Source organism: Enterococcus sp. DIV0175, from assembly GCF_050529075.1.
GTDB classification, from domain to species: domain Bacteria; phylum Bacillota; class Bacilli; order Lactobacillales; family Enterococcaceae; genus Enterococcus_B; species Enterococcus_B thailandicus.
Map to the genome: position 1 here is coordinate 1,411,917 of NZ_CP172880.1, position 14,811 is coordinate 1,426,727.

General features: G+C 36.3%; 9 protein-coding genes. 8 read left to right on the plus strand and 1 reads right to left on the minus strand.

Features of this window, described 5'->3' with window-relative positions; translation table 11 throughout:
- Positions 1-11: 11 nt before the first annotated feature.
- The 5 genes from IGJ76_RS06695 to IGJ76_RS06715 all read left to right on the plus strand — a co-directional run bounded on the left by IGJ76_RS06695 (position 12) and on the right by IGJ76_RS06715 (position 5,689).
- A complete protein-coding gene (locus tag IGJ76_RS06695; protein WP_071868369.1) occupies positions 12-1,397 on the plus strand; it encodes an APC family permease in 1,386 nt (461 codons plus the stop codon).
- Positions 1,384-2,481 carry an agmatine deiminase gene (gene aguA / locus IGJ76_RS06700; RefSeq protein WP_067482016.1) on the plus strand — a complete coding sequence of 366 codons (1,098 nt, stop codon included), beginning with the start codon at positions 1,384-1,386 and terminating at the stop codon, positions 2,479-2,481. Before IGJ76_RS06695 ends, aguA (IGJ76_RS06700) begins: the two co-directional genes overlap by 14 nt.
- 114 nt (positions 2,482-2,595) lie before the next feature.
- On the plus strand, positions 2,596-3,696 hold the full coding sequence (gene aguA / locus IGJ76_RS06705; RefSeq protein WP_413124275.1) for an agmatine deiminase: 1,101 nt from the start codon (positions 2,596-2,598) through the stop codon (positions 3,694-3,696).
- A 7-nt stretch (positions 3,697-3,703) separates the two neighbouring features.
- Positions 3,704-4,501 (plus strand): MurR/RpiR family transcriptional regulator, encoded by a 798-nt coding sequence (locus IGJ76_RS06710; RefSeq protein ID WP_413124273.1) that lies wholly within the window; start codon positions 3,704-3,706, stop codon positions 4,499-4,501.
- Between the two features lie 213 nt (positions 4,502-4,714).
- Positions 4,715-5,689 (plus strand): Gfo/Idh/MocA family protein, encoded by a 975-nt coding sequence (locus tag IGJ76_RS06715; protein WP_413124272.1) that lies wholly within the window; start codon positions 4,715-4,717, stop codon positions 5,687-5,689.
- 117 nt (positions 5,690-5,806) lie between these two features.
- Here IGJ76_RS06715 and IGJ76_RS06720 read toward each other — a convergent pair whose 3' ends face one another.
- Positions 5,807-7,294 (minus strand): helix-turn-helix domain-containing protein, encoded by a 1,488-nt coding sequence (locus tag IGJ76_RS06720; RefSeq protein WP_430596500.1) that lies wholly within the window; start codon positions 7,292-7,294, stop codon positions 5,807-5,809.
- A gap of 434 nt (positions 7,295-7,728) precedes the next feature.
- Here IGJ76_RS06720 and IGJ76_RS06725 point away from each other — a divergent pair, with 434 nt between their 5' ends.
- From IGJ76_RS06725 to IGJ76_RS06735, 3 genes are read left to right on the plus strand one after another with little or no spacing between them, the layout of a single operon-like run.
- The gene (locus IGJ76_RS06725; protein ID WP_430596501.1) at positions 7,729-11,319 is read left to right on the plus strand and encodes a SpaA isopeptide-forming pilin-related protein; all 3,591 of its coding nucleotides are present in this window, start codon (positions 7,729-7,731) and stop codon (positions 11,317-11,319) included.
- Entirely contained in the window at positions 11,316-12,920 is a 1,605-nt protein-coding gene (locus tag IGJ76_RS06730) for a SpaH/EbpB family LPXTG-anchored major pilin (protein ID WP_430596502.1), read from the plus strand. Before IGJ76_RS06725 ends, IGJ76_RS06730 begins: the two co-directional genes overlap by 4 nt.
- Positions 12,913-14,772, plus strand: a complete 1,860-nt coding sequence (locus IGJ76_RS06735; protein WP_067482031.1) for a SpaH/EbpB family LPXTG-anchored major pilin — start codon at positions 12,913-12,915, stop codon at positions 14,770-14,772. Before IGJ76_RS06730 ends, IGJ76_RS06735 begins: the two co-directional genes overlap by 8 nt.
- The last annotated feature ends 39 nt before the right edge of the window (positions 14,773-14,811 follow it).

The window sequence follows — 14,811 nt, forward strand, 5'->3', positions numbered from 1 at the left end:
AAGGAGCAAGGATAATGGAAAAAAAGAAGTTCCGATTATTTGACGCTGTATTAATGGCAGTTGTGGTTATCCTGGTAGTAGAATCTGCTGCCCCCGCCGCAGCAATTGGCTCCTCACAATTTTTTTGGTGGGGGTTACTACTGATTTTATTCTTCTTACCTTATGGATTAATTTCTGCAGAGTTAGGTACAACTTATGAAGGCGACGGCGGAATTTATGATTGGGTAAAGAAAGCTTTTGGTCGACGTTGGGGTGGAAGAGTTGCCTGGTTTTATTGGATCAACTTTCCTATTTGGATGGCAAGCTTAGCCGTTTTGTTCCAAGAAGTCCTATCACAAATTTTTCAAATTCAGCTTCATTTATTTGTAACTATTGGAATCCAGTTGCTCTTCATTTGGGTCGTTACTTTTATTAGTTGTTATCCTGTGAGTGACAGTAAATGGATTTTGAATCTTGCCGCTTTTGCGAAAGTTGCCATCATGATTTGTTTAGGTGTTCTGGGTATCTATCATGCGGTAACGAAAGGTGTAGCAAACGATTTTTCAGGAGCAGCTTTACTTCCAAAAATGGATATTAAGAGCCTTAGCTTTCTTTCAGTTATTCTATTTAACTTTTTGGGATTCGAAGTGGTAACTACTATGGCAAGCGACATGGATAATCCGAAAAAGCAAATTCCGCAATCAATTATCTATGGTGGAATACTTATTGCATTCTTTTATCTATTTGCGGCATTTGGTATGGGCGCAGCGGTTCCTGCCGATGAATTATCTGCATCAGGCGGCTTAATCGACAGCTTTATCTTATTAGTCGGTGGCTTGAATCCGTTTGTAGTGATTATTGGCTTATTATTTATGTATACTTTAGCTGCCAATTTGATTTCATGGTCTTTAGGTGTGAATTATGTTGCTTTATACGCAGCAAAGAATAACGATATGCCTGCGATTTTTGCACGTGTAAATTCCAAAAATGAAATGCCCGTTGGTGCTTCTTTACTTAACGGAATCATTGCAACATTGCTTGTTGTCGCCGCACCAATGATCCCCAACGAAAATATTTTTTGGGCATTCTTTTCATTAAATGTCGTTGCATTATTGTTATCATATATCATGATGTTCCCAGCATTTTTAAAACTACGCAAAACAGATCCCGATACACCTCGACCATTCAAAGTTCCTGGACCAACATGGTTTCTTCGAATTCTGACTTATGTTCCATTTACTTTACTGGTCTTAACTTTAATTTTCTCAGTAGTACCACTTGATAATAGTCCAGAAGAAATTTCCGGAAAAATTCCGGTATTGATAGGTACAATTCTTGTAGCATTGATTGGTGAAATAATGATAAAACACGCAGGAAAAACGTTAGAAAAAGGAGTTCATTCTCATGAAAACAATTGATAGTACCCCAAAACAAGATGGCTTTTGGATGCCTGGCGAATTTGAAAACCATGAGGGCGTTTATATTTTATGGCCCCAACGATCAGATAATTGGCGCAATGGTGGAAAGCCAGCACAACAAACATTTGTCGAAGTAGCCAAAGCAATTGCTGCCTTCGAACCAGTAACCGTGGGAGCAAATCCTGACCAATATAATAATGCACGTCATTTACTACCGGAAGAAATCAGAGTAGTTGAAATCGCTAATGATGATGCATGGGTACGTGACTGTGGCCCAACATTTGTTAAAAGTAGTAGTGGTGAAGTCCGCGGTGTCGATTGGTCATTCAATGCGTGGGGCGGATTGGAAGATGGTCTTTATTTCCCATGGGATAAAGACGATCAAGTCGCTCAAAAAATTTGTGAAATCGAACGTAAAGATCGTTATCGGTTAGATAGTTTTGTTTTAGAAGGCGGCTCAATCCACGTCGATGGAGAGGGTACCTTATTAACAACGGAAGAGTGTCTACTTTCAAACGGACGGAATCCTCAATTATCTAAGGAACAAATTGAACATGTTTTAAAAGAACAGTTAGCCGTTGAAAAAATTATTTGGCTGAAACGTGGAATCTATCTAGATGAAACGAATGGTCACGTTGACAATATTGCTAATTTTGTTAAGCCAGGTGAAGTGGTTCTTGCTTGGACAGACGACATAGCTGATCCGCAGTATGAAATTTCTCAAGAATGCTTGAATATTTTAGAAAACGAAACAGATGCCAAAGGGCGGAAGTTGGTCGTTCATAAAATGTATGTACCAAATCCTGTTACGATTACTAAAGAAGAAAGCTTAGGTGTAGACGCTGTAGCAGGTACCTTGCCAAGAGAAGAGGGCGACCGTTTAGCTGCTAGTTATGTTAATTATTATACGGCTAATGGCGGAATCGTTTTTCCATTATTTGGTGACCCTATGGATCATGAGGCAGAAAAACTTTTAGCAAAATTATATCCAGATCGTGTAATTAGCGGGGTTCCTGCACGAGAAATCCTTTTAGGCGGAGGAAATATTCACTGTATCACTCAACAGATACCTAGTAGCCACTAAAAGATACAATGAAATGATTTAACAAGTTAAAAGGAGAGGACGGAGGATTCGCAAACAGGTTTGTTTCGAATCCTCGTTTTTTGCTATACTAATAGGAGAAGAGGAGTTGTCCAAATGAAAATCGAACACAGTACCCCGAAGCAAGATGGCTTTCGCTTGCCGGCAGAAACAGTTCCTCATGAGGAATGTTTTATGATTTGGCCGGAGAGAACTGATAATTGGCGAAATGGTGCAAAGCCAGCTCAACTTACTTATGCAGAAGTTGCACAAACTATTGCGAAATTCGAACCAGTGACAATGCTTGTATCAAAAAGACAATACAAAAATGCTCGTCATTTACTTAACGAAAACATCCGTGTTTTAGAAATGAGTTCAGATGATGCATGGATCAAGGATACAGGTCCAGTCTACGTCATGGACACGTCAGAAAATCTTCGTGCTGTAGACTTTCGATTCAATGCGTGGGGCGGATTGTTAGACGGGCTGTTTTTCCCTTGGGATCAAGATGATTTATTGGCAGAAAAAATTTGTAATTGGCAACGATTAGACTATTATTCCTTAGCAAATTTCGTACTAGAAGGTTGCTCCATTCACAGCGATGGGGAAGGAACAATTTTTACTACGGAAGAATGTCTCCTATCTGAAGGAAGGAATCCGCAATTTACTAAAACACAAATCGAAGAAATCCTTTTGGAGTATTGCGGAGCTCAAAAAATCATCTGGCTTCCACATGGCTTCTTTTTAGATGAAACAAATGGTGATATTGATAATTTGTTGAATATCGTTCGCCCCGGTGAACTCGTCCTTAATTGGTGCGATGATCCAGAAGACCCAATGTATGAAATTGTACGAGAAGCTTATATGTACTTATCAAAAGTAACAGATGCCCAGGGACGGGGACTACAAATTTATAAAATGCCTTTACCGCAAGCAATGTACATTACTGAAGAAGAAAGTCAAGGAGTAGACCCAGTAAATGGTATGCTTCCACGCTTTCCTGGAGATCGATTAACAGCTAGTTATGTTAGTTATTATACGGCAAATCAAGGCGTAATCTATCCTGTATTTGACGACCCTAATGACCAAAAAGCACATAAAATACTGAAAGACTTGTATCCTGGATATGAGGTCATCGGAGTTCCTGCACGAGAAATTCTTTTAGGTGGAGGAAATATCCACTGTATTGCTCAGGCACTACCAAAACATAGAAAGTAGGATGATTATGGATTTCTATGAAATTGTTAATTCCCATCTAGCAGAACTGACAAGAAATGAACGGGTTTTGTTTGATTATGTTATCTCAAACTTGAATGTCATCAAAAATAAAAGTATTAGAGAAGTTTCTGAAGAATGCTTTGTTTCAACCACGACTTTTTTGCGTTTCGTTAGAAAAATAGGTTTTAGTGGTTATAGTGAATTTTCAACAGTTATCAAATACACTTTATTAACAAAAAATGATGTTCCTCAACAAAGTCCATTTGTGGTTTCTCAAAGAGATTATCGGGAAGAATACTTAAAAAATTTAATTGAGTCCGTTCGTGTAATGGATAGTGATAAAATCAAAAAACTTGTTTTGGCCATGCAGGAAAAACCAAAAATCTTTTTATTCGCCAAAGGAATGAGCAAAGAAATTATGGGCTATATCAAATATCTCTATACTACAGCTGGATTTTTTGTCATCTTTCCAGAAGATCAACAAACAAGAACAATTGCTTTACAACAAGCTGAATCAAAAGATTTGGTTTTCGTTTTTAGTTATCGTGGTGAGGACAATGAGTTAATTACCTTGATTCGAAAGTTAAAAGAGCAGTCACATCCCTTGATTGTATCAATCACCGGTGCCGACAATAACCTGATGCAAAACACAAGCGATATCAATCTCTACTTATTTACAGATGAATTGTACCTTAATCAACTAAATCTTACTTCGCATATCTCGATGATTGCCTTGATGGAGCTGTTGCTTTATCAATATATCGAAGGCTGTGATCCCCAGGACTATCATCTGGTATTTCGTTGAATCAACTACCTTTAGAACTTAGAACAACATGTTCTTCGTGTCTATAGGTAGTTTCTTTTTTGGTAAAAAGTTTCAGTTTTTTGCGATAAACAGGCTTTTTTCTGGTACAAACTGCCAATTTTCAGTCGTTCTCTTATCAAAGAATCATTTTCATGGTTCAATGAGGTCACAACAATCTATGAAAATGAAATTTCAATTAAAAGGGTGAACAATATGAAGTTAGCGATAATTGGCTCTGGCAAAATTGTACAAGACTTTTTAACAATTACAAAAGACTTACCTCAAATCGAATTAGAAGCAATCGTCGGAACAAAAAGAAGCAAAGAGACATTAGAAGAACTACAAAAAAAATATGGAATCAAAAACTATTTTACTGACTACGAACAATGTTTACAGGAAGATACGATTGATACCGTTTATGTTGCTGTCCCTAATCATTTACATTTCTCTTTTACAAAAAAAGCATTGTTAGCTGGTAAAAATGTCATTTGCGAAAAACCATTTACTACTGATTATCAACAATTTTTAGAACTAAAACATTTAGCAGAAAGCAAACAAAAATTTTTGCTTGAAGCAATTACAAACCAATACTTAGAAAATTATTTAGAAATCAAGAAACAACTGTCTTCCTTAGGAGAGATAAAGCTAATTGAATGCAACTATTCTCAATATTCTTCACGATATGATGCGTTTAAAAACGGAGAGATTGCGCCTGCTTTCGATGCTCAAAAAGGTGGAGGAGCATTGATGGATCTTAACATTTACAATGTCCACTTTGTTGTAGGACTATTAGGAAAACCATTAGAAGTCTATTATTTTCCACATATGGAAAAAGAGGTTGATACTTCTGGCATTTTAGTGTTGCAATATAAGGAATATCAAGCAGTTTGTATCGCGGCTAAGAATTCTGATGCACCAGTTCGCTCAGTTATTCAAGGTGAAAATAGGTCGATTGTAGTTGACAGTCCTGCCAATGTTCTAACTTCCTTTGATATCTATCAACAAAATCAACTCTTAGAAACTATTTCTGCGAATAGTCACGCACATAGAATGTATCAAGAATTTGCAATGTTTGATCAGATGATTCAAAGTAAAAATTTTTCTGCCATGCAAAAACAATTAAAGCATAGTGAAACTGTCATGTGGGTGATTGACCAAGCAAAATTATCAACGAAATCAAGAAATTAATTCCTCGCATCAAATTTTTTAAAAAACTGCAAACAAAACTATCTGTCTCTAAAACAGTTTTACATTTCTACTTGTTTCAAAGACAGATAGTTTTCTGCTTAGTCCAGCTGCTTAATATTACATTTCTGGTGCTAGATTGTTTAAATACATATCCCACAACCAATTAAACAACTCACTTAAATAATTTGATTCATCTGTTAATTCGACGATAAAGCATGGTTTCGTCGTACTCGGCAAAATTTCTGAAAAGCTAGTGATAAACAAATCGATTTCTGAATGGTCAGTTACTGATAGTTCATAGTCAACAAATTGCAATTGTGATAAAAACAAAACAATATTCTGTAATATTTTTTGATTAATCATAGGAATAATTGCAACTTTCACTCGTCTATCTTTGATTTTTTTCTGGAAGTAAGGATAGAGGATAAAACTTAAATCTTCAAGTAATTCTTTTTTACGATCTTTAAAAATAAAAAAGGACGTTTTTTGAAAATATTGCTCAAAATAATGACCTAAAATCTCTATTAACTTTTGATACCCCGGTGTTTCTGAATGACTAGAAACGCCATCAAACCCATAGAATTTAGGTAGTTTTCCCCCATTAGTATAGTGAGAAAATAGCGTAGAAAATAGATTTGCACGGATAAGCAGTTCTTCTTCTTCAGTCAGATTTTCAGGTAAGATTTTTTTTGAATAAAATGAATTAAATTCTATCAAAAACCTGTGAAATTGCTGTTCTCTCTTTTCTAAATTTTGATAAAAATCAACTAAAATAGTTAAGCGAGAATCAACCGGTGATGCATAGTAGAACGAAAAAACAAATACATATTTCAAAAAATTAATGTGATAAATAATCTGATAGGGATCCTTAATAAACTGAGAAAAATATTGTTGTAAAACGGGATTAGCGTCAAAATAAATCAATTCATTTCCTTCAAATTCATCCAATTCATACCCTTGTAAACTTCGAATTTTCATAATCGTTAACATTAATCGGATTGCTTTTGGATGAACATGAGAAAAGTTAAAAAAATCAAAGTCTTTTAAAAGTTCTTTTTCATTATAATACGGTAAACCAAGTTCTTCGTTTGTGAGCACATCATCTCCAGTGGAGCCTAACCAAATCACATAAAAAAAAAGCAGTTGAATGTTGCTTTCTTCTCCAAAAATTTTCATTTTAGAAAAGTTAAGTTTTACATTCAAATCATCTAAGCACACTTTAGTCGTTTGTAATGCTCTGATTGCAGTCGAGCGACTGATATAGTTTTCTTCTAAAAAATCTTCAATCGTTTGTTCTGGTCTTGTCAATATAGAAAGTAAAAATTGATAGGGTAGAGAACACTTAATCAAAAACTGTAAATATATATTGTAATTATAGCCTTTAGTGTGCCAATTAACTCGTCCGCTCTCATCCCAAACACTCTTATCAAAGAGCGTAATCATGTCACGATCAAATGACTGGATCAACGATTGAGTGGCTGGAAAAGATAGTTTGAATTCTTTAGCTAAATAGGAAATGGAACAAGAAGTATTCTGTGAATTAAGGATCTGAAAAACTGCTAACTTTCGCCTGTCATAATCATTAAGAACCACAAATTCAAACATAATGAACTCTCTCCTTCTTTATTTTTGACCAGATTTCTTACATAATCCATCAACTTTCTGACAAAAAAATTAAACTATATCGTTTTTTATAACAAAAAACATTTTAAATATTAATTATATTTTAATACAAATAAAGGATTTACAGAAATATTACGCACTTTTGATCCATAAATTTTTACCTTATCAAAATATAACTCATACTAACTATGTGTTATGCGATCATCATTACATCACACCATTATCATAGTTTGTGAATATTTTATAAATCAAAAAACAAAATGTGTTACATTTCTGAAAAAATAACATATAAAAAACGACTATCCCCTTTAAACCGCATATTGTTAACTTTTGCTATAACATAATTCCGTTGCTAAACTTCAAATTGTAGAGGGAACATTTTTCATGTTTGTGAATTTGGAGGGAGGGGAGTCGGAATGAATCGTAAAGTAAAACTAGTTAGCTTCTTATGGATTGGTGTTTTGTTGCTAAGTATTTTTAGTCAGTTGTTAGGGATTTCTAGTTTAATTCATGCAGAAGAGACCACCGAATTTAGAGAAATTGCAACCAGTCAACAGTTGAAACTTGAAGGGAAAGATTCAATTGCCACAGAAGATGGCTCAGAAGGTATCAAGAACTGGACCTTGAGATATCATAAACAAGTAAGTGAAGAAACGCAAACAACCTTACAACTAAAAGTTACCGCTGAAGATCAGCCAATTAAACAAGTAACGCAAACAGATTTTATAGAAATTGAAAATGGCTGGATTGAAGAAGTTCATGATGCCGAAATGAATACAATCGAATTTCAAACAGCTATTGAACAATCAGCTATCCAAATTCAAATAAAATTATTAGATGAGCAAGGAAAAATTTTAGAAGAAACAGCTCAAGCAATTGAGTTCCAATCAAGCATTGATCCCTCTATAAATGGTCAACAAACGAATGAATCTACTGATGAACAGGAAGAAATTAAGAAAGAAAATGATACAACTGTTCAAGAAAATACGTTAGGCACGGATGGCTCAGAACAAGCGAAGGAATCTGAGGAAGATAAAACTTCAGAAAAAGAGCAAACAGCAGATACTGAAGCTGCTCAACCTTCTGATGAAAAGGCACTTCCATTGATTACTGCAGCACCATTTGCTATGACACCTTTAGCAGGAAGTCCGGTCAATGTCGATCCATTTAATTACGTTAATGATGCGTTAGGAACGTATCCAGAACACTCGACAAATAATTACACGACCAATGACTCTTCCACATTTATCAAGAACTATGATTTTAGTACAGAGAAAACAGAGGGGACTTCATCAATAAATAATATCATTGATAGCAATCCGCTGAACTTTACTAATGGTTATCATGATTATGGTGATGGAGCAATTAAAAAAATTGTTATTCCAACTAGTAACCCAAATCAATTTAAAGTCCAATTAGATGTAATTGGGGATGCACTGGAAACAAATCAACCGATTGATATCTCTTTAGTATTAGATAAGTCGAGCTCAATGGTTCAAGAAACTGTTCCTGAAGGGATGACTCGTTGGGTCGCCTTACAAGACGCAGTGACTACATTTGCAAATGATTTGCTTGGACCCGGCAATGATGGAAATATTCGTTTAGGACTAGCAGCATTTGGTTCTACACGTATGCAAATCAACAATAATTCAGTCGATGTTCCATATGGAGAGATTGGGAAATTTGGTTCTAGTGGTTTCACAACAAGTCCATCAGCAATTACCAGTCACACAATCTATACTGCGACACCTGATACTTCTGGTACACCAACTTACCTTGGTCTTGATGCAGGTTATGCAATGCTAACAAATCCAAGTTATGGAACTAGGAGTGAAGCAGCAAAAGTCCTAATCGTTTTAACTGATGGTGAACCTACTTTTTCACCAAATCAAAATTATTTGAATCTGACAAATAACCTACTCAGTTTGAATCAAACAAATCTAGGCAATTCTGAACGCTACTATGCACGAATAAACAATACGAATTACTACAACGGAAACGGAACATCGTCAACTGGACATGTTACACCAACAGTTGATTATGTTAATCAAAGAGCTACGCATCCAGCAAATCAAAATATCATAAAATACTCAATTGGTTTTGCTACAGGTGAGACTGCTGAAAGTGTCTTAACAGCCATTGGGAAAAATGGTTATTTCACCGCAAATAATCGTGAACAGCTGATTCAGGTTTTAAAAACATTGAGTACTACTTTCTCAGCTACGCTCCAACAAGCAACGGTTACAGATCCAATGAGTGACTATGTCAATTTGATTGGTGATGTAAGTTCTTTTGCCTTGAAAGTTGATAATGGGTTGACTGTTATTCCATCTACAAGTAGTAGTTATCCGTCATTTGCACAACAAGTCCAAGTTGCCATCAATGGAAGTACGATCAACTTATCAAATATGAATCTAGGAAAGACAGAGACTGGACGAGAAGGTTATCGAATCGAATACCTGGTTGAAGTAAAAGAAGCCTATCGCGATGGCCTGTTTTATCCAGCGAATAAGACAACCTATGTAACAAATAATCGAACAACAACGCCAGATTATCTTCATTTCGCAATTCCATCTGTAAAAGTTCCAGTAACCACATTTGATATCCAGGCGAAAAAAATCTGGGAAGATGAATCTAATCAACGGAATTTACGTGAAGACATCACCTTACAATTACAAGAAAAAAATCAAGATGGTAACTGGGTAGATGTCCCAAATCAACAATTATCGGTACCAAAAGGAGCTACGTCGACAGAAGGAATATTCACTGATGTGGTCGCACTTCGAAATGGTCAACTTATCGAATACCGTATCATCGAAAAAGTCGGCGAAGCAAATCACGTCACTGGGTACAGCGCACCGACATACGCACCAGCATCAACTACAAAAGAAACAAATCAAACATTAACCGTTACAAATACTTTGCTGAAAAAAGGAATCAGTTTTATCAAAGTCGGTGAGGATCATGAAACACCACTTGCGGGGGCAAAATTTGGTATTTATCAGAAGTCTGCGCCAACTGTTCTTCTTGCTGAGGCAACTTCTAATGATTCCGGGTTAGTTCAATTTCCAGCATATCCGATTGGTGAGTATATCATTCGTGAATTAGCTGCACCTGAGGGATATCAAGAAATTGAAGAATTTACGATTTTGGTAAAACAAGAATCTGATTTAAGTTTAAGCGTCACTGGATTCCCTGAAAACAATCAAATCAGTAACCAACTCGTTCCATTTTTACTTGAATTTAAGAAAACAAATGAAACTGGAACACCACTTTTAGGTGCAACTTTCACATTGGAAGGTGAAAATCTATTAGAACCAATTGAAGCAACTTCAGATTTACATGGAGTTGTCCAATTTAGCCAAGGGTTACAACCAGGTGAGTATCTCTTGAAAGAAACGAATGTACCACTTGGATATGAAAACAATCAGGGACCTTGGAAAGTAGTTATTGGTTCAGATAAAGTGATTCAAATTTTTGATAAGGATGAAACACTTCTCTACTCAGAACCCGCTACTTTTGATGAAACTCAAAACCGCTTTATTATTACCGGTTTGACACTGACTAACCGCTTAAAAGACTTTACTTTAGAACTAGAGAAAAAAGATCAAGATGGTCGATTGCTAAATGGTGCAGAGTTCACGCTTACTGGACCAGATAACTATAGTGAAACGATTAAACAAACAGATAGTTCCACATTTATCTTTACTGGCTTACGACCAGGAGAATACAGCCTAGAAGAAACCTTTACCCCAAGTGGTTTTATCGGCTTAACTCAACCAGTTGTGATTGTTATTAGTGATACAGGAATAGTGACTATTGATGGAGAAGAACAGACAGACGTTCTCACTGTATCAGGTAATATCATCCAATTAGAAGTGACAAACCATGCAAAACAGCCACTTCCAGAAACTGGTGGAATGACAATTATTCCGTATTTAGCACTCGGTAGCACGTTGATGTTGAGTTTTTACATTTATTTAAGAAGAAGAGGGGGTAGAGCATGATGAAACAACTACTTTCCCGATTAAGCATTGTCCTAGTTTCACTTCTCTCTGTCTTCATGATGGCGCAAATTAATTCAACCGAAGTTCATGCAGAAACTGAGGCTTCTTCAACAATCACGTTACACATTCACAAACTGTTGTTTGACCATGAAGCAGATATTGACGAACAACACAATGATGGTGAAACAAATCCTTTTGAAGAACCGATTGGACTCCAGAACTTTGAAGGTTTAAATGATGTTGAATTTACTGTTTATGAAGTAACAGATATGTATTATGAACAATTAGCAGCCTCAGATTTTGAAAATCAACCAATTGAAGAATTTCGAGCAGCATTTCTTAAACACATGCAAACGGCGGATGTTGAAGCATTGACCAAATACGTTGGTGTTACCCAAACACAGGGAAATGAAAAGGGGATTGCTTCCTTTGAACTTCCTGCTAAAAAAGGGGATAAGGATAGTGTTTTCTTCATCAAAGAAACGAATCATCCACCAACTGTCAATTCTATCACTCGCCCCATGTTAGTTGTTTTACCAGTATTTGATAATAATGGGAATGAATTACAAACCATTCGAATTTTCCCAAAAAGTCGAGCAACCAGAACAATTCCACCAACACTAACGAAAAAAATCAATGGTGAGAAAATCGACTTTGAATTTGGTGAACCAATCGACTATCAGTCAACACTGACCGTTCCATCAGATATTGCTAATTACGAAAGCTTTGTTGTGACTGATATACCGGATGACTCTTTGATGCTAATTCAAAAAGCAACTGCCGAAGAAACAGTCTCAATTTCGCTTAGTCAACCTGAAACGCGTCCATTTTATACATTCACTTCGATTTCAGATCGCGGATTCACTGTCGCATTTGATCCAAAGGTTTTAGCAGACCATGTTGGTGAAAAAATCACTTTTTCTTATCAAATGTTGATCCAAGAAAATAATTTAAATCAGTCTGATTTCTTGAATCGAATCTCACTAATAGTTGATGGTGAGAAAAAAATTGAAGTAACGACAACCGTCGAAACAGGAGGGAAATACTTTGTAAAAGTTGATGCAACAGATGAATCAAAAAAATTAACGGGTGCAGAGTTTGTCGTACTAAATGATAAAGGAGAATATTTAGCACGTGCAGATGGAAAAAACATCTGGATTGATGCAACGAAAGTACCAACTTTTTATGAAAATCTAGTGAAATTAGTCTCTGACACAAATGGTCTGTTTTGGATCAATGGATTACGTTATGGCAACTACCAACTATTAGAAATCAAAGCCCCAGAAGGTTACCTTCTAAATAAAGAAAAAGTGCCATTTGTTGTTGCAAAAGGAACGTTTACACAACAAGAAAACCAGACTTTAAAAATTGTAAATCAACAGGAAACAGTCAAAAAAGGTATACCAGCTACGCCCGTTGTTCCAACGGCTTCAATTGCTACACCAAGCAAATTTGGAAAAGATTTACCTAAAACGGCAGATCAATTCAATAATTATCTATTAGCAGCTGGTTTACTCATGATAGCAAGTGCAGGTTATTTGTTGGTCAAGCAACACAATCATGGAGTGAAAAAAAAGAATGGGAGTGAGGAAAATGAATAAGCAAAAGAAAGTATTTACCTGGGTTCTTTCACTTTTACTAATGTTACCGTTGTTTTTAGGGTTGGGAAGTGCTGTTTATGCCGTTGAAGAAGGCGACACTGAAACAGAGCAAACTGTTACACTACACAAACTTGCTTTTGATACGCTACCCGAGTCAATTCAAAATACTGGTGATGAGATGACTTGGCCAAATTCGACACCATTAAGTGGTGCAGGTTTTACAGCATATGATGTAACGAGCATTTACTGGGCTGCTTATGATGGCGCAAGTGGTACACATGAAGAACGAGTCACTGAAGCTACCGATGCTGCAATTGCAGCAGATACTACTGGGTTAGCATCTCATGAGTTTGCACTAACTGACTCAAGCGGTATTTCTTCACTCGCCTTACCAACACAATCAGGTGGACGAAATGCTGTTTATCTATTTAAAGAAACGACTACTCCCGCTGGTGCGATTGCTGAGAAATCAGTGCCATTCGTGGTCGGATTACCCGTAACTGATGAAGGTGGAAACAATCGTCCGGTTGTTCATCTTTATCCAAAAAATGAATACAAAACCTCAGACCTAACATTCAAAAAATATGGTGTAGGACTAGATGCTGAGGGAAATCAAGCAAATCCAGTCGCATTAAAAGACGCTGGGTTCATTCTAAAAGATCAAGCATCAGGAATGTATTACCAAGCAAGCACAGGCAAATTTGATGGAACAGTTGATGCAGCAACAATTCTTTTCTCGGATGCATCTGGCCAAGTTACTGTTGAAGATTTGATTTTAGCTGATGGCGGTATTTATGAATTTTATGAAGTAGACACACCGGTTGCAACAAGTCAACTTCAAACAGGAGCAGAAATTTATCACTATTTGAATAATCCAGTTGTTACAGCCTTTGCAACTCGTAATGCAAGTGATGGTTCAATGGCGATCAAATACTCACATTACAACGAACTCCAAGTGCTATTAACTGATAAAGAAAATGCATCTGCATACAACTACAAAGTTCCTGAACCTAAAAAAGAAGCAGATGATGTAGATGTAGATGTGGATCAAATCGTCACCTTTACAATCACACAACAAATTCCTAAAGATGTAGCGCAATTTACGAAATTCGATTTAGTTGATACGTATCATTCATCACTGGAACTTGTTTCTACAGCAGATGAAATTCTTTCAAGTATCAAAATTGATGGCGCAGCCACTGGAGATGTGACCGCAACTATTGCTGACATTACAGCTAACCCATTTATTGTTAGCTTCACACCAGCTGAGTTAGCAAACCATGCAGGTAAAATATTAACTTTTGAAGTTCAAATGAAAATCAAACCAGGCGCTCCACTAGCAACAGCAATCGACAACCAAATCAAGTTTGACAATAATTTTATTCCAAAAACAGCCCAGGAAGAAGTAAAGACTTTTGGTAAGAAATTTGTCAAAAAAGATGCGGATACAAAACAAACACTTGCTGGAGCAGAATTTGTAGTTAAGCGCGGTGAGGCCTTTTTAAAAATGACAGACGGAAAAGTTAGTTGGGTTGCTACACAAGGAGATGCAACAGTTTTTCAATCAAATGACCAAGGCGTAATTGAAGTTTTCGGTATTGCTAAAACAGATGAACTTGGTGCTGATATCGTTTATCAATTGGTGGAAATAAAAGCTCCTGATGGTTATGTTTTACCAAATACACCAACAAACTTTGTCGCAGATAATGGAAAAGTTGAACTCGTGGTAGTGAATAAGACAAAAGGTAAGTTACCAATTACCGGTGGTATGGGGATTACTGTTTTCCTAGCTGCTGGACTAACAGCTGTCCTATCTGCTGGTTATTATTTTAAAAAACGAAAATCAGAATAATAAGATGTAGCTGTAAGAAATTTGGCACGAGTGGTAGGT

Coding starts and splice junctions, on each gene's coding strand:
- aguA (WP_067482016.1), top strand. CDS start 1,384: ATGAAAACAATTGATAGTACCCCAAAACAAGATGGCTTTTGGATGCCT.
- IGJ76_RS06720 (WP_430596500.1), bottom strand. CDS start 7,294: ATGTTTGAATTTGTGGTTCTTAATGATTATGACAGGCGAAAGTTAGCA.
- IGJ76_RS06725 (WP_430596501.1), top strand. CDS start 7,729: ATGAATCGTAAAGTAAAACTAGTTAGCTTCTTATGGATTGGTGTTTTG.
- aguA (WP_413124275.1), top strand. CDS start 2,596: ATGAAAATCGAACACAGTACCCCGAAGCAAGATGGCTTTCGCTTGCCG.
- IGJ76_RS06715 (WP_413124272.1), top strand. CDS start 4,715: ATGAAGTTAGCGATAATTGGCTCTGGCAAAATTGTACAAGACTTTTTA.
- IGJ76_RS06735 (WP_067482031.1), top strand. CDS start 12,913: ATGAATAAGCAAAAGAAAGTATTTACCTGGGTTCTTTCACTTTTACTA.
- IGJ76_RS06730 (WP_430596502.1), top strand. CDS start 11,316: ATGATGAAACAACTACTTTCCCGATTAAGCATTGTCCTAGTTTCACTT.
- IGJ76_RS06710 (WP_413124273.1), top strand. CDS start 3,704: ATGGATTTCTATGAAATTGTTAATTCCCATCTAGCAGAACTGACAAGA.